Consider the following 23,603-nt stretch of genomic DNA (forward strand, 5'->3'; position numbering starts at 1 on the left):
CCATGGCCGCCACCCTCACCGCACCGGCACCCGGGGCCCCGGCCCGTACCGCTCCCCGTCCCCCTTCGGGCGGTTGGCGGAGCCGGTGGCCGCTGCTCCCCCTGATCGCGACCGTCCTGCTGCCCGCCCTGCCGTACGCCGTCGGCGGCGGCGTGGGACCGGCCGACATCGCCTCCGGTATCGCGGTGCTGGTCTGTGCGGGGCGGCTGCTGTACCTCCGGCAGCGCCCGCTCGGCGGGGCCGCCGCCCTGGTGCTGGGGCTGCCCGCCGCGGGCTTCGTGGTGGCGACGGTGACGGCGGCCGACCCCGGCGCCGCGCTGCCGGGTCTGGTCCGCTACCTCCAGGTCTTCGTCCTGGTCCCGGCCGCCGTCTGCCTCCTGCTGAAGGACGCCCCCGGCTTCCGGATCGTCGCCGGGGCGCTGGTGGTCCTGGCCTGCGTCCAGGGTGTCGTGGGCGTCGACCAGTACGTCACCGGGACCGGCGCCTCGTACATGGGCGAGGAGCTCCGGGCGGTCGGCACGTTCGGGCCCAGCGACATCATGGGGATGGCCACGGTCGTCGCCTACGGGCTGCTGGCCGCCGCCGCCTGCGCACTGCGCACCCCGCGCAAAGCTCCCGCCTGGCTGCGCCCCACGGCCGCTGTCGTCGCCGTCGGGCTGATCGTGCCGCTCGCCCTCTCCTTCAGCCGGGGGGTGTGGATCGCCACGGCGGCCGCCCTGCTGGTCGCTCTCTGCCTGACGGGCCGCCGTCAGGCGCTGACCTCGCTGGCGGTGCTGGGGGCCACCGGGGTGGTCCTGGTCGGCGGATTCGGCATCGGCTCGGAGATGGTCTCCGAGCGGGCCGCCAGCGTGACCCAGGTGACCCGGGACCCCGACCGGTCGGTGAGCGACCGGTACGCCATGTGGAGCGCGGCGGGCTCGATGTGGCGCGAGCAGCCCGTGACCGGTGTCGGCCTCAAGGGCTTCCCCGCACACCGCGACGCCCACGCCTCGGTCGGCCTCTCCTCCGGCAGTGACACGGCGGGGGCGGGCCAGCAGTTCCGCCGGCAGGCACTGCTCTCCCCGCACAACATGTATCTGCTCATCCTCAGCGAGCAGGGCCTCATCGGTCTGACGGCGGTCGTCGGCAGTTGGGCGGCGATCCTGACCGGCGCCGTGCGCAGGCTGGTCCGGGCCCGCTCGCGCGGCCACGCGGCCGTGGACTGCGGTCTGGTGGCGGTCGCCCTGATGATCTGGCAGAGCGTCAACTTCCTGTACTCCGACATCGGCGGGCCCACGACCGTGCTGGGCGGCGTCGTCCTGGGGCTCGCCGCCTGGTGGGCGCTGGCCGAGCCGGAGAAGGCGGGCACCGCGTGAGCGACACCGGTACGGGGACGGAGGCGGAGGCTCCCGCCCGCGAAGCCTCTCCGCTCGACGACCGCACCCGCGAGGCCCCTCCGCTCGACGACCGCCCCCGCGACGCCCTCCCCCGGAAGGACCGCGCGGAGACCGTCCCTCCCCTGCTCCCGGGGCCTGGCCAGCCTCCCGGCTCCGGCCCCGGCGGGACCACGGCCGTCGACGCCGCGCCGGAACCGGCGGACAGCGGCGAGGCTCCTGGGCTCGGGGCCTTCCTCGCCCGCGCGGCGGCGGGCACGGCGGCGCTGACCGTGCTCGCGGCGGTACTCGGCCTCGTACGGGACCAGGCGATCGCCCGGTACTTCGGAGCGAGTGACGCCAGTGACGCGTTCCTGATCGCCTGGACCGTGCCGGAGATGGCGGCCACGCTGCTGATCGAGGACGGGATGGCGCTGCTCCTCGTCCCGGCCTTCAGCCTCGCCCTCACCCGGCGCGCCGACGCCGAGCGCGCCCCGAGGACCGACACCGCCGGCAGCGCCCCGAGGACCGACACCGAGGAGCCGGAACCCGACCCCGTACGGGAGCTGGTGGCGGCCACCCTCCCCCGGCTCTGCGTTCTCCTCATGGCCGGAGCGGCGCTGCTGATGGCGGGCGCCCCCTGGGTCGTCGCCGTCCTCGCACCCGGGCTGGCCGATCCGGATCTCGCGGTGGACTGCACCCGGCTCACCGCCGTCACCGTGCTCACCTTCGGCATCACGGGCTACTTCAGCGCCGCCCTGCGCGCCCACCGCAGCTTCCTCCCGCCCGCCGGGGTCTACGTCGCGTACAACATCGGCATCATCGGCATGACCCTGGCGCTGCACGCGCTGTGGGGCGTACGCGCGGCGGCGGCGGGCGTCGCCGTCGGCAGCCTGCTCATGATCCTCACCCAGCTCCCCACCCTCCTGCGCCTGCTGCCCCTGGCCCGCCCCCGCCTCGGCCGGCTCAGGAAGCGCGCCTCGCGCACCGCTCCCCTGCTGGGCCTCACCGTCCTCGCCCCGGTCGTGCTGTTCGTGGTGAGCCGTCAGTCGCAGGTGCTGGTGGAGCGGTTCCTCGCCTCCACACTCCCGGCGGGCGCCATTTCGCATCTGAACTACGCGCAGAAGGTCGCGCAGATGCCGATGGTGCTCTCGCTGATGATCTGCACGGTGACGTTCCCCGTCGTCGCCCGGGCGATGGCCGACGGCAACCACGAGAAGGCCCGGCAGCGGGTCGAGCGGGATCTCGCGCTGGCGGGCATGGTCGTGCTGCTCGGCACGGCGGTCGTCCTCGGTTACGCGCCCCAGATCATCGAAGTCCTCTTCCAGCGCGGTGCGTTCGACACCGCCGACACCGAGGCCACCGCGCAGGTGATGCGGGTCTACGCGGCGGGGCTGCTGGGCCACTGCCTGGTCGGCGCGCTGAGCCGGCCGTTCTTCTCGTCCGGCCGGCCCACCTGGTTCCCGGCGTTCGCGATGGGCACCGGGCTCCTGGTCACGATGGGCGCCGGGTACGCGCTCACGTACCGCTTCGGCGTCGCCGGTATCGCCACCGCCAACGCCGTCGGGATCAGCACGACCGCCCTGCTCCTGCTGATGGGTCTGGGCACCCGGGTGGTCCCGATCCGGGCCCGGGCGGTCGCCCTGTCGCTCGGCCGACTCGCGGGCGCGGCGCTGGTGGCCGGGGCGACGGGCTGGGCGGCGGCGCGGTTGCTGCCCGACGCCGTGCTGAGCCTGGCCGCCGGGTGTGTCCTCGTCCCCGCCGTCTTCTTCCTGACCGGGCTGGCCCTGCGCTCGCCCGAGGTCGTCTCCCTGCTGGCACTCATCCGACGGAGGTTCACTGATGGCCGCTGACCCCTCGGCGCCTTGCGCCGACGCCCCCTCGTCCCGGCTCCGCCCGCACACCCGCCGTCAGCCGTGGATCCTCACGTACCACTCGGTGACGGACACCGACGACGACCCGTACGGCATCACCGTCTCCCCCCGGCGGCTCGGCGAGCAACTGGCGTGGCTGCGCAGCCGGGGGCTGCGGGGGGTGGGGGTGTCGGAGCTGATGCGCGCCCATGCGGCGGGGCGGCGGGATCTGGTCGGCCTGACCTTCGACGACGGTTACCGGGACTTCCTCCGGGAGGCGCTGCCGGTGCTGCGCGTCCACGGCTGCACCGCGACGGTGTTCGTCCTGCCGGGGCGGCCGGGAGGGGTGAACGAGTGGGACCCGCTGGGTCCGCGCAAGCCGCTGCTCACCTACGACGAGATCCGGCAGGTCGCCGATGCGGGGATGGAGGTCGGCTCGCACGGCCTGCTCCACCAGGACCTCACGACGCTGTCGGACGAGGAGCTGCGCCACGAGACGGTCCACAGCCGGGAGTTGCTCGGTGAGCTCACCGGGACGCTCCCGGAGGGCTTCTGCTATCCGTACGGGACACTGGACCGGCGGGTGGCGGAATCCGTCCGTTCCGCCGGGTACGGCTACGGCTGCGCGCTGGCTCCGGGGCCCCTGCTCAGCCGGTTCGCGCTCCCCCGCACCCACATCAGCCAGGCGGACCGGGGCGTACGGCTCTGGGCGAAGGACCTGCGGCACGGGCTGCGCCACGGGGCCGTCCCCGGCGCGGGCCCCCGTACGGCCTCCCCGGTGCGGGCGGGCGGCCCCCGGTGAGGGCGCTGCACGTCATCACCGGGCTCGGGGTCGGCGGGGCCGAGCAGCAGTTGCGGCTGCTGCTGCGCCATCTGCCGGTGGAGTGCGACGTGGTGACGCTCACCAACCCGGGCCCGGTGGCGGACGGGCTGCGGGCCGACGGAGTGCGCGTCGTCCACCTGGGGATGCGCGGCAACCGGGATCTGTCGGCCGTCGGCCGGCTGACCCGGCTGATCCGTGACGGCCGCTACGACCTGGTCCACACCCACCTCTACCGGGCCTGTGTGTACGGGAGGATCGCCGCTCGTCTCGCCGGCGTCCGGGCAGCCGTGGCGACGGAACACTCCCTGGGGCGCGCCGAGATCGAGGGCCGCCCGCTGACGCGGGGCATCCGCGCCCTCTACCTCTCGACCGAGCGGCTGGGCGCGGCCACCGTCGCCGTCTCCTCCACCGTCGCCGGGCGGCTGCGGGACTGGGGGGTGCCCGCCGAGCGGATCCGGCTGGTGCCCAACGGCATCGACGCGGACCGCTACCGCTTCGACCCGGACCGCCGGCTCGCCGTGCGGGCGGCGCTGGGCATCCCCGACGACGCGTTCGTGGTCGGCGGGGTGGGCCGGCTGGTGCCCGGGAAGCGCTTCGACGTGGCGGTACGGGCCGTCGCCGCGCTGCCGGGGGCCCGGCTCCTTCTGGCCGGTGACGGGCCGGAGGCCGGGGCGCTGCGAGACCTCGCGGCCCGGCTCGGGGCGGCGGACCGGATCCGCCTCCTCGGGGAGTGCGGCGCGGGCGGGAGCGGCCCGGTGCCCGGGGTCCCGGCCCTGCTGAGCGCCGTCGACACCTTCGTATCGACGTCCCGCGAGGAGTCGTTCGGTCTGGCCGCCGTGGAGGCGCTCGCCGCCGGGCTGCCCGTCCTGCACGACGCCTGCCCCGCCATCGACGACCTGTCCGCCGCACATGCCCCGGGCGCCACCCGGATCGCCGGGAGCCCAGACGAGCTGACCGCCGTGCTGCGGCAGCGGATACAGGCCCGCCCGGACCGCAGCCCGCCGCCGCGGGCCGTCGGCCACTACGACATCCGGCGCAGCAGCGAGCGCCTGATGGACGTGTACGCGTACGCCCTCGACACCGCCCCACCGAACCGGAGAGCCCTTTCATGACCGAGTCTCCCGAGCAGCAGCGAACCGCCGTCCTGCGGGAGCGGCTGCGTACCGCCCCCGCGCAGCTCCGCACCGCCCTCACCCGGCTGCCCCACTGGTGGCCCCTGCCCGTCTGTGTGCTGCTCGGCTCCGCGTCCGGGCTCTCGTACGGGCTGCTGGCCTCCCCGCAGTACGAGGCCACCAGCTACGCCATGGCGGTCGCCGAGGAGGAGACCGGCCCCTCGGCCGCGCTCGGCTACGCACAGTCCTACGGGCGCCTCGTGACCAGCGACGCGACCCTCTCCTACGCCCAGGGCGCGGCAGGCGAGCCGGTGCGCGCCCTGCGCTCCCAGGTCCGCTCGGAGACCTCCCCCGACTCGCCGATGATCTCGGTGACGGGCACGTCCGACAGCGCGGGCAAGGCGGCCGACATCGCGAACGCCGTGATCGAGGCCGTCATCGTGAGCAGCGGCCATGTCTCCAAGGACACCGGGGTGAAGCTGATCAAGTTCACCCACGCGATGAAGCCGGACCAGCCGGTCTCGCCGTCGGTGCCGCTGGGCACCGCCGTGGGCGCGGCCGCGGGCGGTCTGCTGGGCGGTCTCGTGCTGCTCGTGCGCCCCCGCCGCGCGGGCTGGAGCGTCTTGGCCCAGGTGCCCGGGCCGACCGCCGCCGAGGACCACACCTCCACCGCCGACGACCGGGAGCTCGTGCGATGACGGCCGACCGGGCGGGCAGCCTCACCGTGACGCTCTGCCGTGACTTCCGGGAGTTCGGCGCGCTCGCCGGGGAGTGGGACGCGCTGCACCGCCGCTGCGCCACCGCCACTCCGTTCCAGAGCCACGCGTGGCTCCATTCCTGGTGGATCTCCTACGGTCAGGAGGGGAGGCTGCGGGTCCTGCTGGTGCGCCGCTCGGGGCGGCTGATCGGAGCGGCGCCGCTGATGCTGGTGCACCGTCCGATGCCGCTGCTGGTGCCGATGGGCGGGGCGATCTCCGACTTCTTCGACATCCTGCTGGACGAGGAGGAGGCCGGGTACGCGGTCGGGGCGCTCCAGCGGGGTCTGGACCGGGCCGCCCGGCACACCGTGGTCGACCTGCGGGAGGTCCGGCCGGACGCGTCGGCGCAGTTGCTCTTCGGGCGGTGGCCGGGCGCCCGGAGCCGGCTCACGGACTCGACGTGCATGGAGCTGCCCGCCCGGCCGCTCGGCGACCTGGTGGGTCGGCTGACCGGCTCGCGGGGCCAGCGGCTGCGGGCCAAACTGCGCCGGATCGAGGCGCTGGACGTGGAGGCCCGCACGGTCCCGCAGGACGGGGTGCCGGCGGCCATCGGCACCCTGCTGCGGCTCCACGAGCTCCAGTGGCGGGACCGGGGGGTCAACCCGGAGCACCTGCGGGCCCGGTTCTCGGACCACCTGGTCCGTTCGGTGGGCCGGATGGTGGGGGACGGCAGCGCCGCCGTCACCGAGTTCCGGATGGGCGGCGAGGTCGTGGCGGCCAATCTCACCCTGCAGTCCGGGCAGCTCGCGGGCGGCTACATGTACGGGGCGGACCCGGGACTGCGGGACCGCAAGGTCGATGTGTCGACCATGCTGCTGCGCGAGGTCTCCCAACAGGCCTCGGACACCGGCCGTGAGGTGCTCAGCCTGCTGCGCGGCGCGGAGCAGTACAAGAACCACTGGCAGCCGGTCACGGTGGTCAACCAGCGGCTGCTGCTGGCCCGCCCGGGTCTCGAGCCGCTGCTGCGGCTGCGGGAGTCGCAGGTGGCGGTACGGGAGCGGGCCGTGGAGACCGTGAAGACCCGGTTCCCCGCCGCGCGGGACTGGCACGGGCGGCTTACCACGCTTCCGGTCATCGGGCGGTGAGGCGGGCCGCGACAGGCCGTGGGACAACACCGGAAATATCGCCTTCACCCAGATCCGTTACCGTCCGGCGCTTCCCGCGTTGTAGGGGCATGCGGGCCTCGTGCTCCGCAGCAACCCCCCTTCCTTTCAAGGAGTTCTGATGTCGCGTATTACGAAGGTCGCCGCTGTCATGGCGGGCACCGGTGCCCTCATCGCCGGCGGCGCCGGCATGGCCTCCGCCGACGCCGGTGCGCAGGGTGCGGCCATCGGGTCCCCCGGTGTCCTCTCGGGCAACCTCGTCCAGGTCCCGATCCACGTGCCGGTCAACGTCTGCGGCAACACCGTCAACGTGATCGGGCTGCTCAACCCGGCCTTCGGCAACACCTGCGTCAACGCCGACGGGGGCCACGACAAGGGCCACGACGACAAGGGCGACTACGGCTACGGCCGCTGATCACCCCGCTGCACCGAAGCGGCCGGCTCCCTCCTTCCCGGAGGGGGCCGGCCGTTTCGCTGTGCGCGCTCAGGCGTAGCGGTAGACCTTGCTGTGGTCGAGGAGCTTCCTGGGCGTCACGTTCCACGGGGGCATCGGGTCGTCGAGGCCGAAGACGTAGTCGCGGTCCCGGCCGGGTGAGGCGGGCTTGCGGCCCGGCAGGTAGGCGGCCTTGGGGTGCGCCTTGCGCCAGCGGTCCCAGAGCAGGTCGATGAACGAGTGGTGGAGCCAGAAGACCGGGTCCTCGGGGGAGGCGGCCCCGGCCATCGGGCCGCCGACCCACTGGTGGACCCGGTTGTGGTTGGCGACGGTGCGCACCCGGTGGATGCCCCAGCCCTCGATGCGGTTGCGGAACCCCTCGGTGCTGACGCTGTTCCAGGGCTCGGTGTCGTAGACCGGGTCCTTCAGCGCCCGCGCCACGTCGTCGGCGGTGGGGAGGGAGACCGGGTTGTTGCCGGGCCTGCCGAAGTTGCGGGTGAGCCAGTTCTGGTCGGTGACCCCGCGGCCGACACTCCAGTTGCCCGTGGCGTAGGCGAACGGGCCGGTGGTGACGCGCCGGTCGCCGGACCGGCCGTTGCCGCCGAGGAAGTCCTCGGCCCAGAGCGAGGAGTTGGTCGAGCGGTCCCGGGTCCAGTCCCAGTAGGGGACGCTCACCCCCGGGTCGACGGCCTGGAGGGCCCGCTCGAACTCCAGCAGGTAGCGGCGGTGCCAGGGGAAGAACGAGGACGTCATATGGGCGGGGCGCGGCCGGTTCTCCGTGTCCATGACGTAGAACTCGCGGTGCATGACGACGAAGTCGTCGTAGCGGCCCGACTTCTTGAGCTTCAGGATCGCGTCGACGAGACGCCGCTTCTCGGTGCGCGTGAGGTCGCGCTGGTTCTTGCGGGTGTACACCGGTTCCGTTCCTCCTGGTTCATGTGCGGTGCGACGCTCACTTGTGGTGCCACGTGCGCCTGTCGTCGGGGGCGCGGAGCGCGAGGCGGGCGGTGCCGAGCTCGTCCACGGCGGCGCGGGCCGTCTCTTGGAGTGTGGGGAACGACTCGTAGTGCGTGACATCGCTCAGATACGTGCCGTCCGCGCGCCGCATGACGTGCAGCGGGCGGCCGTCGATGCGGATCTCCGTGACCGGCTCGGTGTCGTGGGTCCCGGCGCCGCCCGCCTCGCCGGCCGGGACCAGGACGGTCAGCGAGCCGCGGATCTCCCGGCCCCGGTACATCTCGGCGAACTCCTCCGCACCGGCGGCGGTGTGGCCCGGTCCCTTCGCGGGCGCGGAGGCGGTGCCCGGCTCCTGGTCGTGGACCGGCAGGAGGATCGCGGCGGTGCCTGCGGCCACGGCCGCGGTGAAGGCGGTGCGCAGGACGATCCGGCGCGACGGACCGCGTGTTCCGCGCGGTGCGCCGCCTCCCGGATCCGTGGTTCGGCTCATGGTGACTGCCTCTCGTTGACGCCCCTCGGGGCTGCTGTTGCTCGCGATGGTGGCAACAAGGCGGCGCCGAAACGGTTCTCGTGGGCGCGGTGTCCCGCGCGTTCCGTCAAACGCGTGACCGTGCGCGGCCATCCGCGCGGGAGGCCCGCGTCGCGCGGTGCGCGGGGCGCACCGGACCGGACGATGGCCGGGCGAACTCGTGGAGGTGGATGGACATGACCGTTCCCGATCAGGTGTCCGACGACGATCGTGCGGCCCGCACCGATCTCGCCGACCCGGCCTTCTGGCAGTTGCCCCGGCCGGAGCGGCTCAGGGCCTTCGCCCGGCTCCGGGAGCTGGAGGCACCCGTGCTGTTCACGCCCCGGCCGGGCACCGCCCGTACCTCCGGCAAACCGTTCTACGCCCTGGTGCGCCACGTGGACGTCCTGACCGCGAGCCGCACCCCGAGGGTCTTCGCGAGCGCGCCGGGGGTCACCACCCCGGAGCCGGCCGGCTGGGCTAAGGCGCTGTTCGGGAACTCGATGGTCAACATGGACGGGCCGGAGCACGCGGCGCTGCGCCGGATCATCTCCCGGCGCTTCACCCCCCGGCTGCTCGCCGCCACCGAGGAGAACATCGGCCGGCTGGCCGGGCGGCTGGTGGACGAGATGATCGCCGAGCGCCCGGGCGACTTCATGCCGTCGGCGGCGTCGCGGCTGCCGCTGGAGGTCATCTGCGACCTGATGGGCATCCCGGCGGAGCACCGGCCACGGATCGCGGCCCAGATCGACCACGCCTCCGAGCACGTCGGCGTCGAGCGCCGGGGCCGGGCCAGGCTACGGATCCCCGGCCGCGGGCTCGCCTCGCTGGCGATGATGCAGCTCGTCATGGCGCGTCTGGCGCGCGAGCGCCGCCGCCACCCGCAGGACGACCTCGTCTCGGCCCTGGTGCGCGCGGACATCGACGGTGAAGGCCTCTCCTCGCGGGATCTGGGCGCCTTCTTCTCGCTGCTGCTGGTCGCCGGGGTGGAGACCACCCGCAACGCGATCGCCCACGGGCTGTCCCTGCTGGACCGGCATCCGGAGCAGCGGGAGCTGCTCCGGTCGGATTTCGACCGGCACATCGGGGGTGCCGTCGAGGAAGTCGTCCGCCATTCGACGCCGATCATCCAGTTCCGCAGGACCGTCGTAGCGGAATACGAGCTGGGCGGCCGGACCTTTCTTCCCGGGGAGAAAGTCGCACTGTTCTACGCGTCCGCCAATCGCGATGAATCGGTTTTCACCCGTCCGGATCTCTTCGACATCACCCGGTCGCCGAATCCGCACCTGGGATACGGGGGCGGCGGCCCCCACCACTGCCTCGGCGCCCACCTGGCCCGCCTCGAAATGACGGCCCTGTTCCGGGAACTGCTCACCCGACGGCCCGTCATCCGACGGACGGGCGATCCGACGCTGGTCGATTCGAATTTCGACAACCGCGTCGGCTCCCTGCCCCTCACCCTCGAATCCACCGTCACCGCTCTCGGCTCCAGTGTCACCTGAACGGCACGTTCGCAACGCCGCATACGATAAATGGACCGCTCTGTTCGCGTGCGGTGCCGGATGATGAAACTCTCTTCCCATCGGGCCGAACCGGCCGGAATTTCCTTGCAGCCAGGAGGAGTCATGCCGGCCAAGCGCCGAATCGTCACCACATGCATCGCCGCGGCCGTTCTCAGTCTCCTGGCAGGCGGCGGTATCGCCGGACAACTGCCGCCGGGCACCGATTCCGTGGACAGCGCCGCCCCGGGGCCGCAGGGCGGCAGGGGCTCCGGCTCCACCGCGCACGGCGCCTATCTGGACTACGGTCCCGACGGCGTACGCAGGATGGCCGACCTCTCCCGCTGGCTCGGCGGCGCGGAGCTACGGGTGGGGCACACCTACCTCCCGGGCGACCTGTGGGTGAACATCGAGGGGACCCCCGACTTCCTGGACGCCTGGGCCGACTGGCGCAAGGCGGACCCGGACCGGATGTTCGTCCTCAACGTCCCCATGCTGGAGCGGAACGAGGAGCGCGTCCCGGACGCCCAGGTCCGCCGGCTGCTGCGGTCCGGGGCGGCGGGCGACTACGACCAGCACTTCACGAGGCTGGCGGAGCGGCTGGTCTCCCTGGGGGTGCCGGACACGGTGATCGTGCTCGGCTGGGAGATGAACGGCACCACGTACACCCATCGCTGCGGTCCCGATCCGGCGTCCTGGAAGGCGTACTGGCAGCGGATCGTGACGGCGATGCGGGCGGTGCCGGGCCAGGAGTTCCGGTTCGACTTCACGCCCAGCCGGGGGCGGGACGCGGTGCCGTGGACTGAGTGCTACCCGGGTGACGACGTCGTCGACATCATCGGGATGGACTCCTACGACCAGCCGCCGGGCGAGTCCTTCGACGACCAGATCAACGATCCGTACGGCCTCCAGAAGCACGTCGACTTCGCGGCGGAGCGCGGCAAGCCGATCTCGTTCCCGGAGTGGGGGCTCTTCCGCAACGGTGACAACGCGGAGTACATGCGCCGGATGCTCGACTGGATCGACCGGCACCAGCCGCTGTACCAGACGATCACGGACTACTGCCCGCACGGGGTGTGGCAGTGCAAGAGCAATCCGCGCTCCTCAAAGGTGTTCCGGACCAAGCTCGCCGAGATGGCCGCCCCGGTGGAGCCCGCGCCTCCGACCACGGCCCCGAGCCCGACGCCTTCCCCCACCCCTTCCCCGGCGCCGCCCCCGAGCCCGACCGTCCCGCCGGCCGTGCAGCCGTCTCCCACGCCGCCGGTGCGGCCCACACCCGCGGCGCCCGAGCCGCCGGCGACCCGCAGGTGGTGTGTCACCGTGCCGTTCGGGGATCTGCTGGGGCCGTGGCTGAAGGAGCGCAGGATCTGCTTCCGCTACTGACCGCGCGCATGGAAACGGCTCCGGCCCTCCTTGGGGGAGCCGGAGCCGTCCACCCACACGGGTCCAGCGCGGGGGCAGATGGACAAGCGACCGCTTGTCACTCCCCCAACGGGGGTACAGCCCGCCGCGTCACGCCGCCGAACGGGCGAAAGCCCGTACGCCCGAGCGGGCCGGGACGCGGGCCGCTGCGCACTCGGGGGTGACGCGCGACCATGGAAACCTAGAGATGGTGGTGAGGTGCATGGCATCCGCCGACGAGGGCCCCCCGGCGGGCCCCGGCCCGCTGCCCCCCGCGGATCTACGGGGCCCCGTACGGCTGGGCGACGACGCGGTGGCGGTGATCGCCGGGGACGGCACGGTCATCGGCTGGACCCGCGGGGCGGAGGCCCTGCTCGGGTACGCGGCCGCCGAGCTGGTGGGCCGGTCCGCCGCCCTGCTGCTGGCCGGGGCCCCGGACACCCGGCGGACAGCCGCGATCGCCGCCCGTGGCCGTGACGGGTCGGGGTGGAGCGGGCAGATCGCTCTGCGCGGCCGGGACGACCGGCTGATCGACGTCGACGTACGGGTCTCCGCATCGTTCCTGGTCGCCGGGCGCGAGGGCTTCCTGGTCTCCGGGCGGGAGCGCACCCCGCAGTGGACGGTGGACGGGTCGGTGCTGGAGGGCTTCCTAACCCGGTCGCCGGTCGGCATGGCGGTCCTCGATACGGAGCTGCGCTACATCTGGCTCAACGACACCCTGGAGCAGTTCGGCGGGGTCCCCCGGGAGCAGCGGCTGGGGCGGCGGCCCGCCGACGTGCTGCCCGGGCTGCTCGCGGTGCCCATCGAGCGGCTGATGCGGCAGGTCCTGGCGACCGGTGTACCGGTCACCGACCACGAGTACCTGGGCTGGAGCTGGGCCGACCCGAACCGCCGGCGGGCCTATTCGAGCTCGTTCTTCCCGCTGGCGGACGCCGAGGAGAACCGGATCGGCATCGGCTGCATGGTGCTGGACGTGACCGACCGGTGGAACGCGCGCCGGCTGCTGGCGCTGGTGAACGAGGCGGGGGCCAGTATCGGCTCCACCCTGGATGTGCAGCGCACGGCCCAGGAGCTGGCCGATTTCGCGGTGCCCCGGTTCGCCGACTTCGTCTTCGTCGACCTGCTGGAGACTCCGCTGGGCCGGGACCGGCCGGGGGTGCCGCTGCTCGGCGCGGAGGTGCGGGGCGACCGGCCGGCGATGCGCCGGATGGGGATGAGTTCGGTGCGCGAGGGGTGTCCGGAGGCGGTGGTGCGGGTCGGGGAGAGCGTCGACTTCGTACCGCCGCCGCACGACGTCCACTTCCTTCTCGACGGTGACCCGGTGCTCCTGCCGATGCTCGACCCGGACAGCCGTACGTGGGCGGTGGAGCAGCCGGCGCGGGCCGCCCGGATCCGGGAGTTCGGGCTACACTCGCTGATCTCCGTACCGATGCGGGCGCGGGACACCGTCCTCGGGCTCACCACGTTCATGCGGTCGCAGAACCCGGTCCCGTTCGACGAGGACGATGTGGCGCCGGCCCGGGAGCTGGTGGCCCGGGCGGCGGTGTGCGTGGACAACGCCCGGCGCTACACCCGGGAGCACACGGCGGCGCTGGTGCTCCAGGAGAGCCTGCTGCCGCACACCCTGCGCGGCGGGACGGCGCTGGACGTGGCCTCCTCCTACCTCCCGGCGGACGCGAAGGACGGCGTCGGGGGCGACTGGTTCGATGTGATCCCGCTGTCCGGGGCCCGGGTCGGGCTGGTCATCGGGGACGTGGTGGGGCACGGGATCAGCGCGGCGGCGACGATGGGGCGGCTGCGGACCGCCGTGCAGACGCTGGCCGACATGGACCTGGCGCCGGACGAGCTGCTGGCCCGGCTGGACGACCTCGTCATGCGGCTGAGCGAGGAGGAGCCGGCGGGCGGGAAGGCCGACCGGGGCGGCACGACGGTGCTGGGCGCCACCTGCCTCTACGCGGTCTACGACCCGGCGTCCCGCTGCTGCACGATGGCCCGGGCCGGGCACCCGCTGCCGGTGATCGTCTCCCCGCAGGGCGCGGTCAGCTTCCCCGACCTTCCGCTCGGCCCGCCGCTGGGCCTGGGCGGGCTCCCCTTCGAGTCCCTCGACGTCGAGCTGCCCGAGGGGAGCCTGCTCGGCCTGTACACCGACGGCCTCATCGAGGGGCCCGACAAGGACGTCGAGCAGGGCAGGATCCGGCTGGGGCGGGCGATCTCGCGGGACGGGCTGCCGCTGGACGAGCTGTGCGAGGCGGTGGTGAAGGAGCTCCTGCCCGCTCCGCAGCCGGACGACATCGCGCTCCTGCTCGCCCGCACCCACGCGCTGAGGCCCGACCGGCTGGTCTCGTGGGAGGTGCCGCTCGACCCGGCGGCCGTCGGGGCGACCCGGAACAAGGTGGCCCGCCAGCTCGAGGCATGGGGTCTGGACGAGCTGACGATGACGACCGAACTGATCGTCAGCGAGCTGGTGACCAACGCGATCCGGTACGCCTCCGGCCCCGTACGGCTGCGGCTGCTGCTCCAGTCCGTGCTGACCTGCGAGGTCTCCGACGCCAGCAGCACCACCCCGCGCCTGCGGCACGCCCGGACGACGGACGAGGGCGGACGCGGTCTGTTCCTCGTCGCCCAGCTCGCCCGGCGCTGGGGCACCCGGTACACGCACCGGGGGAAGATCATCTGGGCGGAGCAGGGGCTGCCGTCGTCTCCGCCTGTGCCGGTGACGACGTCTCCGGTCGGCTCTCCTCCGGTGCCTCCGTCTCCCCCTCCTGGCTCTTCCGGCTGAGCAGCCGGGTCAGCGCGCCGCCCGCCCGGATCAGCTCGTCCCAGGTGCCGTCCTCGACGATGCGGCCCCCGTCGAGGACGGCGATGCGGTCGGCCCTGCGGACGGTGGCGGGGCGGTGGGCGATGATCAGCGTCGTACGGGAACGGGCCCGGGAGTCCGCCGTGAGCGCCCGCGCCAGTTCCGCGTCGCCCTGGTGGTCCAGGTGGGCGGTCGTCTCGTCCAGGACGAGGATCCGGGGGCGGCCGAGGAGCCCCCTGGCCAGGGCGACCCGGGCGCGCTGGCCGCCGGAGAGGGTGGCGCCGCGTTCGCCGACCGGGGTGTCCAGGCCCTGGGGCAGCGCGTCGGTGACGGGGGTGAGGCCGCAGGTGCGGACGGCGGCGGCCAGCTCCTCGTCGGTGGCGTCGGGGGCGCCGAGGCGGAGGTTGTCGGCGAGGGTCCCGTGGAAGAGCGGGGCCTCCTGGCCGACCACGCACACGGCGGCCCGCAGGTCGTCCTCGACGAGGTCCCGCAGGTCGACGGGGTGGGCGGCGTCCGGGGGGAGCAGTTCCACCGTGCCTTCCTGCGGGTCCCAGTAGCGGGCCAGGAGGTGGGCGACGCTGCTCTTGCCGGCCCCCGACGCTCCGACGAGGGCCACCGTCTCGCCCGGCCGTACGGTCAGGTCGAGGCCGTCCAGGACGGGGGCGGAGCCGTAGCCGAACCGTACGCCACGCAGCCGCAGGCCCAGCGGACCCGGCGGGGCGGGGATCGGGGAGAGGGGGGCGGGGGCCCCGGCGGGGGCGTTCACCGCCGCGCGGACCCGGGCGGCGGCGGCGCGCAGGCTGCCCGCCCGGCCCAGTGCGGCGGCCGATTCGGCCACCGGGGCGAGGGCGCCGAGGGCGAGGGCCATGGCCGCCGGGGCCCAGGCGCCGTCGAGCCGCCCGCCGCCCGCCGCGTGGGCGGCCGCGGCGACCACCCCGATGACGGCGGCCACGACGAGCAGATCGCGGGCCGCTCCGGCCCCCGTCTCCCAGGACTGCTCGGCCCGCTGGGCGCGGGCGAGGCGCCGGCCGCCGGACCGCAGCCGGGCCCGCGTACGGTCCAGGGCGCCCGCCATCAGCAGTTCGCGGAGGCCGTCGACGCTCTCCACGCTCTCCGCGGAGAGGTCGGCGAGCGCGGCCCGGGTCCGGGCCCCGCGCTCGGCCCGGCCGCGCGCCTCCAGCAGGGGCGACCAGAGGAGCAGCAGGGCGGCGGGCACGACGGCGAGGAGCAGCCAGGGTCCGAGGACGCCCAGCAGGGTGGCGGCCACCGCGAAGACGAGCCCGGAGGCGAGGAGTTGGGCGATGGCGTGGGCGTAGAAGAACTCCAGCGCCTCCACGTCGCCGAGCGCGGTCGAGGCGAGGTCACCGCTGCGGCGCCCGGCGATCCGGGCGGGGGCGGAGCGGGCGAGCCCGTCGAAGACCCGGACCCGCAGTTCGGCCAGGACGCGGTAGGCGAGGTCGTGCGAGAGGTCCATCTCCCGCCAGGTGGCGAGCGCCCTGAGCAGGACGAGCCCGATGAGGACGGCCACGGTCGCGGGTGCCGGGGCCCGGTGCTCGATCACCGCGGTGCCGACGGTGTGCGCGGCGAGGGTGACCAGGGCGACCAGGGCCGCCTGGTCGACGAGGGCGGCGAGGCAGGTGCGCAGGACGGTGACGCGGTGGGCGCCGAGGACGGGGAGGAGGGAGCGGAGGGCGCCGGTGTCGTGGGGGGCGGTTGCTGGTGTGGCCCCCGGAAGGGGCTCGGGGGGTGTCATGCGGCGTGTTCCTCCTGGGCGGTGCGGCCGGCTTTGGCCTGAGCGGTGCGGCCGGCTTCGGCCTGAGCGGTGCCGCCCGCCGCGATGAGCGTGGCGTACACGCCGCCGCCTGCCAGCAGTCCGCTGTGGTCGCCGGACGCCTCGACCCGGCCGCCGTCGAGGACGACGATGTGGTCGGCGTGGCGTACGGCGTCGAGCCGGTGGGCGACGACGAGGCAGGTACGACCCCGGCTCGCCGCCGGCAGCTCCCGTACGATCCGGGCCTCGCCCCGCTCGTCCACCGCGCTGGTGGCCTCGTCCAGGATCAGGACCGGTGCGTCGGCGAGGAGGGCGCGGGCGAGGGCGAGCCGTTGGCGCTGGCCGCCGGAGAGCGTGGCGCCGCGTTCGCCGACGAGGGTCTCGTACCCCTGGGGGAAGGCGGTGATCTCCTGGTGGATGCCGGCCGCCCGGGCGGCGGCCCGCAACTGTCCGTCGGTGGCGTCCGGGCGGGCGATGCGCAGGTTCTCGGCGATCGTGGCGTGGAAGAGGTACGTCTCCTGCGAGACGACGGCGATTCCGCGCCGCAGCGAGGCGAGGCTGTACGCGGCGGTCTCCGTACCGGCGATCGTGACGCGCCCGCTGTCCGGGTCGCGCTGGCGCAGCAGCAGGCTGAGCAGAGTCGACTTCCCGGCGCCGGAGGGCCCGACGATCGCTGTCGTCCGCCCGGCGGATGCGGTGAAGGTGACGCCGTCCAGGGCGGGGCGCCCGCTCGACGGGTGGGTGAAGTGGACGTCCGCGAAACGGATTTCGGGGGCGGTGTCCCAGCGGGCCTCCGCCGTTCCCCGGTCGGCGACGGCGGGTTCGGCGGTGCGCAGGGCGGCGATCCCGTCGGCGGCGGAGACTCCGAGGTAACCGGCGTGCCATTCGCGGGAGAGGTCGCGGATGGGGCGGAAGCACTCGGAGGCGAGCATGAGCAGGAGGTACGTCCCGGTGGCGGCGGTGCGTCCGGTGGCCGCCGAGGAGCACGCCACCAGGACGGCGGCCGCGGTGCCGCCCTGGACGGCGAGGTCGGTGAGGCCGGTGTCGACGAGCGAGACCCGCAGTTTGGCGACGGTCGCCCGGTGGAGCGCCGCCGACCGCTGCTCCAGCCGGTCCCGTACGCGGCCCACCGCACCGGCCGCGCGCAGGGTGGCCATGCCCTGGAGAGCTTCCAGGTAGTCGGCGGCGAGGGCTTCGTAGGAGTCCCAGTGCTCCTTGCCGCGCCGGGCGAGCAGCCGGTCCCACCCGCGCGGGCCGAAGAGTGCGAGCAGCAGGGCCAGGCCGAGAGCGAGGGCGGCGTACGGCTCGATGAGGGCGACGGCGACGAGCAGGAGGGGCGGCACGGCCGAGGTGATGAGCGCCTGGGGGAGGTAGCGGGAGACGTACGCGTCCACGCCCTCGACGCCGTCGACGAGCGTGGCGCGTACGGCTCCGGCCCGCGCACCGGTGATCGCGGTGGGCCCGAGTTCCCCGAGGCGGGACAGGAGGGTGTCGCGGAGCCCGATCCGTACGGCGGCGCCCGCTGTGACGGCGGTCAACCGCTGGGCCCGGCCGAGCGCGGCGCGGACGAGCACGACGGCGAGCACGGAGAGGAGGAGCGGCGCCAGGTCGGACGTGTCTCCCTGGGCGATCCGCGAGAGGACGAAGGCCAGCAGCACGGCTTGCGCGAGGTGGGTGAGGGTGACCGCGGCGAGCAGCGCGGTCGCGCCGCCGAGGGGGCGGCGGGCGGTGCGGGCGGCGCGCAGGAGTTCGGGGTGGAGCATCATGGGCGTTCTTCCTTGCCCGACTTGCCCGAAAGGGACGGTGGGGCGGGGAGTGGGAGATCGGCCGGCCCGGCGAGGGCGAGGCCGTGGACGATCCAGTCGTGACCGGGGGCGTCGCCCAGTGCGGCGCCGAGGTCGGCCTGCTGCCAGGAGCCGATGGGGCGTGAGCGGAGCCCGAGGGCGGTGGCGTGGGCCTGGGCGACCCCGGCGGCGTAACCGGCGGCGAGGTGGCTGCCGCGGATCAGGGTGGGCGGGGCGTCGGCGGGGCAGCCGTGGGCGACCAGCACCGCGCCTGTCGTGCCGATCCACCGCTGACCCGCCGCCCAGTGGGCGAGGGTGGGGCGGGCATCGCCGGAGGCGAGGAGGCCGGTGGCCGTGAGGAGCCCCGGGGTGTCGCCGCCGACCGCCGCGACCCAGGCGGGGCTGTCCGGCCGGGCGCTCCCGGCGGTGGCCAGGACCTGGGCGAGCAGGTCGGGGGCGGGCGGGTGCGCCAGGTCGGAGGCGGGCGCGCTCCTTCGCGTACGGAGCGTGTGGGCCGTCACCGGGACGGGGCGGACGGCCGGGTGCCAGGTGGCGTCCGACCCTGCCGTGAGGTACGTCAACAGGTGCCGGGCAGAGGCCAGTTCGCGAGGCGGGGCGTTGTCGGCACCCGGTTGCGGGACGGGCTCGACGGTACCGGGCAGAGCGGCCCAGGCAGTGAGCGGGGCGGTTGAGAGGGCGGGCTCGTGTGTGGTCGGCAACCAGACAGCCGCGAGCGGGAGTTCGGGGTCGGCCTGTCCCTTCCCTTCGGCCGCGCGGGGCAGCCCGGCCGCCGCAGCGAGCTCTTCGCCGTCCGCGTCGAGGGAGACACGCACATCGCCCGGGGCAGCGGCGAGCGCCACGGCGGCCACCGCGTGACCGGCGTCCAGCAGGAGCAGCGGCCAGGCTCGGTGTCCGTAGTGCGCGACCGTTCGGGCGGCCGTGACGGTGAGGACGACGACGGCTCCCGGGGGCGCGTCGGCGGGGGCCCGGCCGCGCGGGTGGGCTCGGTGGGCGCGGGGGTCGTAGGCGTACCGCCCGGGCGGCAGCGAGCAGCCGGGGCCGACGAGCAGATGAGCCCGTACGGGATGGAGCGCGCCCGCCGAGGCGACGGGCCGCAGTCGGCCCGCCGTCCCCTGGGGCGTGGCGAGGGACAGCCGCAGAAGACGGTCCAGATCCACCCCTCCCCCGACCCCGGCCGGGTGCACCCCCGGGCCGCCCCACGGGAAGGCCCGCTCCGGCGGGTACGGGACGGTGTGCGGCACACGGGGTGACCTGGCGTCGGCCAGGGCGCGGCTCAGGAGGCCGGAGGCTGCGGGAGGAGCCTGGGTCATGGGGGCGCGCTCCTTCACATGTGCGGCGGCGGTGCGAGGGTGAAGTCCGTCGGACCGGTGGGGGGTTGGGCGCGCCAGCCCCGGTCGATCGCGGCCTCCGCGAAGCGCGGGCAGCCGAAGTAGGCGAAGGCGGCGGGGGCGTTGGGGATCAGGCCGGAGACCAGCACGCGGGCGACCCGCAGGGGGGTTTCGGCGATGTCCTCGGTGGTCAGGTCGACCGTGATCACCCGGTGGCCACCGGCGGCGAGTGCCGCGTCCAGGGCGGGGCGGCTGCCGGGGGCGATCTCGGTGACGGGGACGACGCCCCCGGCGGGTGCGGTGAAGCGTCGGGCCAGCGGGGTCATGCGGTCGTCGAGCCAGACCTGTACATGGGCGCCGAGGTCCCGTACGGCGGCGAACTCCTTTCCGCAGTCGTCGAGATAGCGCCGGTCGGCCCGGTGGTCCAGGTAGAGGCCCCGGGCGAAGAGACCGGCCTCCACGGAGCGGTGGACCCAGCCGTCGGCATCCACCGCGCCCTGCGTGAACACCCAGGTGTGCACCGCCTCCAGCACCGCCTTGCGGGCCGCCTCCGCCGGATCGTGCCGGCAGGCGAACCCGGCGGCGTGGATGCCGCGCCTGGGGTCGTGGACCAGGGCGGCCACGCAGGGGGCGAACTCGGAGGGCATCTCCACGATGTGGACGTCCAGTTCGGCGCCCGCCAGATCCTCGGTGAGGCCGGGAACGCTCGCCGGGTCGATGCCCCGGGTGGGCCCGTCCAGGTGCCACCAGAGCTCCAGGGCGTCGCGTTCCACGACTTCGAGCAGCCCGCGCTCGACGGCGTCGTCGAAGCCCTGGCCGGTGGCGATGCCCGCGTAGTTCAGGTGGTGCGTGCGAGTCAGTGAACGCAGCTCGCCCTGCCGCCAGTTGAGGTGGGTAAGGGAGACCGGTGCCCAGCAGGGCCGCCCGTCCTCCGTGCCCGGTGTCCAGAGTGCCGGGGTGTCGGGGGTGAGTTCGGCGTACGGGAATCCTGGGCGCCGGTGCTGCCAGGAGGCGTACGTGGGCACCGTCCCGGGACCGTACAGCCGCAGGCCCTCCGCCTCCAGCTCGGCCGCCGTGGCCCTGCGGGGCGCGGCGGGGTGGCCGGGCGGCGGGAGGCGGTTGCCGCAGTAGCGTTCCACAGCCTCGGCGACGGCGGCGATCCAGGCGCCCTGGGGGTCCCCGAAGGTGGTGCCGAGCGAGACCCGGTCGGCGGGCCAGGCGCCGAGGCGTCGGGCGTCGGCGACCTCGGCGGTCATCGCGGTGTAGCGGGGCGGCGCGCCCTCGGGGTGCTCGACGGGCTCGACACCGCGGATCAGCCCGCAGACGGGGTCGACCAGGGCTTCGATGGGCAAGGTGCTGGTCAACGGCATATCTCCGGTACGGGCTCGACGTAGTGACGCCGGGCGACGACGGTCAGGTGCAGGGCGCTCCCCCGGGCCGAAACGGCTCGGCGGGAGGGGGCGAGGCGGGTGGCGGTCACCGGGTTCTCGCCGGTGTGCGGGTTGCGGGCGTGGGCCGGGAAGTGGTGTCCGGCGATCTCCGTGCGGAGCCTCGTCCCGGCGGGCAGCCGGCGGCCCAGGGTGCCGAGGGGCACGGTGATCTCCGCGGTCTCCCCGGGCGGGTCGGTGCGCCGGACGATGCCGAACGCGAGCGGCTCCGCCCGGCCGGCCGGGTCGAGCGCGGTGACGCGTACGGCCCAGTCGGCGGCGGGGGTGTCAGCGGTGGCGTGGAGCCGGGCGGTGGCGGGACCTGCCAGGTCGAGTGGGCGGGGCAGGGGCGGGGAGAGGAGAAGGCAGCGGTCGGCGGGTTCGCCCGGGGCGGGAGGCGGGACGGTCAGGTCGTCGGAGCGGACGGGACGGTCCGGGTCGGCGGTGAACTCGGCTCCGTGCACCAGCCGTAGGCCGGGGCGGGCGTCGAAGGGCCAAGTGGCGGTGCGCGTCGATGGCTCGTCGGCGACTTGCTGCCCTACGCCGTGCCAACGGCCGCTGCCGCCCAGGGTGATGACCCCGCGCCGCTCGGGATCCAGCCGTCCGGCGAGGGCGGCGCGGGCCCACCGTACGTACAGCGCACCGAGGTTGACGCGGCCGGCGGCCAACTGCGGGCGGTCCGCGGTGAGGCGGTGACCCCAAGGGCCGAGCAGCAGGCGGGCGGGGCCGCCCCAGCCTCGCCAGAGCGCCACGGTGTCCTCGGCGAAGGGGTCGTGGGTGCCACCGACGGCGAGGAGCGGGAGACGGGAGGCGGAGCCGCGCCGGACGATCCTGCCGCGCGGGCGGTCGTCCCAGAGTCCGGGCCAGGAGGGCAGGGCCCGGCCCAGGCGGTCGGGCAGCCGGGTGAGGGGGAGGTGTTCCAGGAGTCGGGGGTTCTCGGCGAGGGCGTGGGCCAGCGCGTCGGGGGCGGAGTCGGGGCGGTCGCCGTGGGCGGCCCACCAGCCGGCGCGGGCCTGGAGCCGTTCGGGCCCTGCGGGTTCGCGGGCGGTGTCGGCGAGGCCGAGGGCCGGGACGGCGGCGATGACGGCGTCCGGCCGGCCGTCGCCGGGCGGGCCGAGCGCGGTGACGAGGGCGCAGTGGGCGGCGTAGGAGGAGCCGACGGCGAGGACCGGGCCGCCGCCGCTCCACGCCTGGCCACGCACCCAGGCCACGGTCGCCGCGCCGTCGCTCTCCTCGTGGTCCCGGTAGGGGTGCCACGGCCCCGGGGAGCCGTGCCGGCCACGGACGTCCTGGGCCAGAGCGGCGAACCCGTGGGCCGCCCAGCCGCGCAGCTCGGCGCGGTGGGCGGTGCGGCCGTAGGGGGTGCGGATGACGACAACGGGGTGGGGGGCCGGTGTGCCGGGCAGGCAGAGGTCGGTGGCGAGCGGGGTGCCGTCGGGGGCGGGGACGTACACGGTCGTGATGCTTGCGGTGGAGTTGGTCGTGGTGCTCGCCGTGATCCTTGCCGTGGTGGTCGCCGCGGTGTTTGCCGTCGTGTTCGCCGTGGTGCTCACGGGGCCGTCCGGGCGGTGGGGGCGGGCAGCGGGGCGACCTCCGGTACGGGGAGGACGGGGTGTTCGGTGACGGTCAGGTCGCGCAGGTCGATCCGGCGCAGCCGGCGGCGGGCGGGGAGGCGGGCTCCCCTGCGCGGCTCTCCGCAGGCCCAGGCGATCAGGTCGGCGGTGAGCAGTGCGGCGATCAGCGACGCGGCCGGCTCGGTGGGGTGCGGGCCGGTGTCGGGGGTGCGGTGGCCGGCCCAGTACGCGGCGAGTTCGCGGTGGGCGGCGGTGGCCGCGAGTCTGCGGAGGCGGACGTGGGCGGCGGTGACGTCGCCGGGGGCGGAGGCGAGGGGCTCGGTCCAGGTGTGGGCGCCTTCGCGGTGGCAGCGCAGCCAGGCGATGTGCCGGGCGGGCAGCCGGTCGGCTCCGTCCCAGAGCCCTTCGGGCACGGGCGAGTCGAGGCACCAGACCACGGCGGTGTCCTGCCGCCCCGCGAGCCCGGCCAGGTCGTCGGCGGTGGCGGGGTGGACCTCGGCCCCTTCGGCAGCGGCGAACCGGGCGAGCGGTCCGGTGAGTACGGGGTCGCCCAGGAGGTGGACGGTCCGCCCGGCGAGCGGCGGGCGGCGGGGTTCGGTCACCGCGTGCCCGGCCTCCTCGAACGCCGCTACCAGACGGGTGAGTTCAGCCGATGACGTCTGCCCCTCCCCCTCGGTCAGCCGGTCGACCAGCTCTCCCGCACCGACGTGGCCGGTATCGATGCGCAGGAACTCCCCGTCGGAGGTGCGGAGTACGGGTCGGGCGCCGGGGGCGGTGACGATCCCGGCTCCGGGAGCGAGTCGACTGCGGTTCACGGGGGCCTCCGAGGGGCGTCGTACGAGGGTGAGCGGCGTACGGGGTGAGCGGGCGGTGCGAACGGGGCGGGCCCGTCCGGGGAGTTCACCCGGACGAGCCCGCCCCACGAGGAGCGGAAGCCTGCCTCAGCGGCAGGTGCCGCCTACTTCTCGTCCGCGGTGTCGGCCTCGACGGCGTCGTCGAAGGGGTTCTCGACGAGGGCGTTCGAGTGGGTGGCGGAGAGATGGGCGAGCTGGCCCTGGTCGGCGATCGGGCTGAACACCTTGTTGTGCTCCATGAGTTGAAG

At 74.8% G+C, this 23,603-nt stretch carries 19 protein-coding genes; 10 read left to right on the top strand and 9 right to left on the bottom strand.

Annotated elements, in window-relative coordinates; genetic code table 11:
* Window positions 1-2: 2 nt before the first annotated feature.
* From ACFWRT_RS04395 to ACFWRT_RS04425, 7 genes are all read left to right on the top strand, one after another.
* Window positions 3-1,355 (top strand): O-antigen ligase family protein, encoded by a 1,353-nt coding sequence (locus tag ACFWRT_RS04395; RefSeq protein ID WP_380948654.1) that lies wholly within the window; start codon window positions 3-5, stop codon window positions 1,353-1,355.
* Complete coding sequence (gene murJ, locus ACFWRT_RS04400; RefSeq protein WP_380948655.1) at window positions 1,352-3,205, top strand: murein biosynthesis integral membrane protein MurJ; 1,854 nt, start codon at window positions 1,352-1,354, stop codon at window positions 3,203-3,205. Before ACFWRT_RS04395 ends, murJ begins: the two co-directional genes overlap by 4 nt.
* The gene (locus ACFWRT_RS04405; protein WP_380948656.1) at window positions 3,195-4,007 is read left to right on the top strand and encodes a polysaccharide deacetylase family protein; all 813 of its coding nucleotides are present in this window, start codon (window positions 3,195-3,197) and stop codon (window positions 4,005-4,007) included. Before murJ ends, ACFWRT_RS04405 begins: the two co-directional genes overlap by 11 nt.
* Window positions 4,004-5,140, top strand: a complete 1,137-nt coding sequence (locus tag ACFWRT_RS04410; RefSeq protein ID WP_380948657.1) for a glycosyltransferase — start codon at window positions 4,004-4,006, stop codon at window positions 5,138-5,140. Before ACFWRT_RS04405 ends, ACFWRT_RS04410 begins: the two co-directional genes overlap by 4 nt.
* Window positions 5,137-5,838: a YveK family protein gene (locus ACFWRT_RS04415; RefSeq protein WP_380948658.1), complete on the top strand. Its 702-nt coding sequence runs from the start codon at window positions 5,137-5,139 to the stop codon at window positions 5,836-5,838. The genes ACFWRT_RS04410 and ACFWRT_RS04415 overlap by 4 nt, the downstream gene beginning before the upstream one ends.
* Window positions 5,835-6,983: a GNAT family N-acetyltransferase gene (locus ACFWRT_RS04420; protein ID WP_380948659.1), complete on the top strand. Its 1,149-nt coding sequence runs from the start codon at window positions 5,835-5,837 to the stop codon at window positions 6,981-6,983. Before ACFWRT_RS04415 ends, ACFWRT_RS04420 begins: the two co-directional genes overlap by 4 nt.
* A 139-nt stretch (window positions 6,984-7,122) precedes the next feature.
* Window positions 7,123-7,416: a chaplin gene (locus ACFWRT_RS04425; protein ID WP_380948660.1), complete on the top strand. Its 294-nt coding sequence runs from the start codon at window positions 7,123-7,125 to the stop codon at window positions 7,414-7,416.
* Window positions 7,417-7,485: 69 nt separating this feature from the next.
* Here the strand turns inward: ACFWRT_RS04425 and ACFWRT_RS04430 are convergent, their stop codons facing one another.
* Window positions 7,486-8,349: a tyrosinase family protein gene (locus ACFWRT_RS04430; protein ID WP_380948661.1), complete on the bottom strand. Its 864-nt coding sequence runs from the start codon at window positions 8,347-8,349 to the stop codon at window positions 7,486-7,488.
* 37 nt (window positions 8,350-8,386) lie between these two features.
* Complete coding sequence (locus ACFWRT_RS04435; RefSeq protein ID WP_380948662.1) at window positions 8,387-8,881, bottom strand: tyrosinase family oxidase copper chaperone; 495 nt, start codon at window positions 8,879-8,881, stop codon at window positions 8,387-8,389.
* A gap of 215 nt (window positions 8,882-9,096) precedes the next feature.
* Here ACFWRT_RS04435 and ACFWRT_RS04440 point away from each other — a divergent pair, with 215 nt between their 5' ends.
* The 3 genes from ACFWRT_RS04440 to ACFWRT_RS04450 all read left to right on the top strand — a co-directional run bounded on the left by ACFWRT_RS04440 (window position 9,097) and on the right by ACFWRT_RS04450 (window position 14,578).
* On the top strand, window positions 9,097-10,401 hold the full coding sequence (locus ACFWRT_RS04440) for a cytochrome P450 (protein WP_380948663.1): 1,305 nt from the start codon (window positions 9,097-9,099) through the stop codon (window positions 10,399-10,401).
* Between the two features lie 123 nt (window positions 10,402-10,524).
* The gene (locus ACFWRT_RS04445; protein ID WP_380948664.1) at window positions 10,525-11,781 is read left to right on the top strand and encodes a glycoside hydrolase family 26 protein; all 1,257 of its coding nucleotides are present in this window, start codon (window positions 10,525-10,527) and stop codon (window positions 11,779-11,781) included.
* Between the two features lie 241 nt (window positions 11,782-12,022).
* Window positions 12,023-14,578: a SpoIIE family protein phosphatase gene (locus tag ACFWRT_RS04450; protein ID WP_380948665.1), complete on the top strand. Its 2,556-nt coding sequence runs from the start codon at window positions 12,023-12,025 to the stop codon at window positions 14,576-14,578.
* On the opposite strand, the gene ACFWRT_RS04455 is transcribed toward ACFWRT_RS04450, so the two are convergent.
* The 7 genes from ACFWRT_RS04455 to amiA form a co-directional block, all read right to left on the bottom strand.
* Window positions 14,469-16,349 (bottom strand): ABC transporter ATP-binding protein, encoded by a 1,881-nt coding sequence (locus tag ACFWRT_RS04455; RefSeq protein WP_380948666.1) that lies wholly within the window; start codon window positions 16,347-16,349, stop codon window positions 14,469-14,471. The two genes, ACFWRT_RS04450 and ACFWRT_RS04455, sit on opposite strands and share 110 nt — an antisense overlap.
* Entirely contained in the window at window positions 16,346-18,133 is a 1,788-nt protein-coding gene (locus tag ACFWRT_RS04460; protein WP_380948667.1) for an ABC transporter ATP-binding protein/permease, read from the bottom strand. The genes ACFWRT_RS04455 and ACFWRT_RS04460 overlap by 4 nt, the downstream gene beginning before the upstream one ends.
* Window positions 18,130-19,482 carry a nitroreductase gene (locus ACFWRT_RS04465; protein ID WP_380948668.1) on the bottom strand — a complete coding sequence of 451 codons (1,353 nt, stop codon included), beginning with the start codon at window positions 19,480-19,482 and terminating at the stop codon, window positions 18,130-18,132. The genes ACFWRT_RS04460 and ACFWRT_RS04465 overlap by 4 nt, the downstream gene beginning before the upstream one ends.
* Window positions 19,483-19,496: 14 nt before the next feature.
* The gene (locus tag ACFWRT_RS04470) at window positions 19,497-20,864 is read right to left on the bottom strand and encodes a YcaO-like family protein (protein WP_380948669.1); all 1,368 of its coding nucleotides are present in this window, start codon (window positions 20,862-20,864) and stop codon (window positions 19,497-19,499) included.
* On the bottom strand, window positions 20,861-22,390 hold the full coding sequence (locus tag ACFWRT_RS04475) for a CocE/NonD family hydrolase (protein WP_380949001.1): 1,530 nt from the start codon (window positions 22,388-22,390) through the stop codon (window positions 20,861-20,863). Before ACFWRT_RS04475 ends, ACFWRT_RS04470 begins: the two co-directional genes overlap by 4 nt.
* 86 nt (window positions 22,391-22,476) lie before the next feature.
* Complete coding sequence (locus ACFWRT_RS04480; protein ID WP_380948670.1) at window positions 22,477-23,316, bottom strand: hypothetical protein; 840 nt, start codon at window positions 23,314-23,316, stop codon at window positions 22,477-22,479.
* Window positions 23,317-23,459: 143 nt separating this feature from the next.
* Window positions 23,460-23,594 (bottom strand): streptamidine family RiPP, encoded by a 135-nt coding sequence (gene amiA / locus ACFWRT_RS04485; protein ID WP_015613003.1) that lies wholly within the window; start codon window positions 23,592-23,594, stop codon window positions 23,460-23,462.
* Window positions 23,595-23,603 lie beyond the last annotated feature (9 nt).

It is taken from the genome of Streptomyces cyaneofuscatus (assembly GCF_042718795.1).
In the GTDB taxonomy this organism is placed as follows: domain Bacteria; phylum Actinomycetota; class Actinomycetes; order Streptomycetales; family Streptomycetaceae; genus Streptomyces; species Streptomyces cyaneofuscatus_A.

Bases quoted from the DNA above. Each gene is read 5' to 3' on its own strand.
- ACFWRT_RS04395 (WP_380948654.1), top strand. From the start codon at position 3: ATGGCCGCCACCCTCACCGCACCGGCACCCGGGGCCCCGGCCCGTACC.
- ACFWRT_RS04405 (WP_380948656.1), top strand. From the start codon at position 3,195: ATGGCCGCTGACCCCTCGGCGCCTTGCGCCGACGCCCCCTCGTCCCGG.
- ACFWRT_RS04415 (WP_380948658.1), top strand. From the start codon at position 5,137: ATGACCGAGTCTCCCGAGCAGCAGCGAACCGCCGTCCTGCGGGAGCGG.
- ACFWRT_RS04420 (WP_380948659.1), top strand. From the start codon at position 5,835: ATGACGGCCGACCGGGCGGGCAGCCTCACCGTGACGCTCTGCCGTGAC.
- ACFWRT_RS04425 (WP_380948660.1), top strand. From the start codon at position 7,123: ATGTCGCGTATTACGAAGGTCGCCGCTGTCATGGCGGGCACCGGTGCC.
- ACFWRT_RS04435 (WP_380948662.1), bottom strand. From the start codon at position 8,881: ATGAGCCGAACCACGGATCCGGGAGGCGGCGCACCGCGCGGAACACGC.
- ACFWRT_RS04440 (WP_380948663.1), top strand. From the start codon at position 9,097: ATGACCGTTCCCGATCAGGTGTCCGACGACGATCGTGCGGCCCGCACC.
- ACFWRT_RS04445 (WP_380948664.1), top strand. From the start codon at position 10,525: ATGCCGGCCAAGCGCCGAATCGTCACCACATGCATCGCCGCGGCCGTT.
- ACFWRT_RS04450 (WP_380948665.1), top strand. From the start codon at position 12,023: ATGGCATCCGCCGACGAGGGCCCCCCGGCGGGCCCCGGCCCGCTGCCC.
- ACFWRT_RS04455 (WP_380948666.1), bottom strand. From the start codon at position 16,349: ATGACACCCCCCGAGCCCCTTCCGGGGGCCACACCAGCAACCGCCCCC.
- ACFWRT_RS04460 (WP_380948667.1), bottom strand. From the start codon at position 18,133: ATGATGCTCCACCCCGAACTCCTGCGCGCCGCCCGCACCGCCCGCCGC.
- ACFWRT_RS04465 (WP_380948668.1), bottom strand. From the start codon at position 19,482: ATGACCCAGGCTCCTCCCGCAGCCTCCGGCCTCCTGAGCCGCGCCCTG.
- amiA (WP_015613003.1), bottom strand. From the start codon at position 23,594: ATGGAGCACAACAAGGTGTTCAGCCCGATCGCCGACCAGGGCCAGCTC.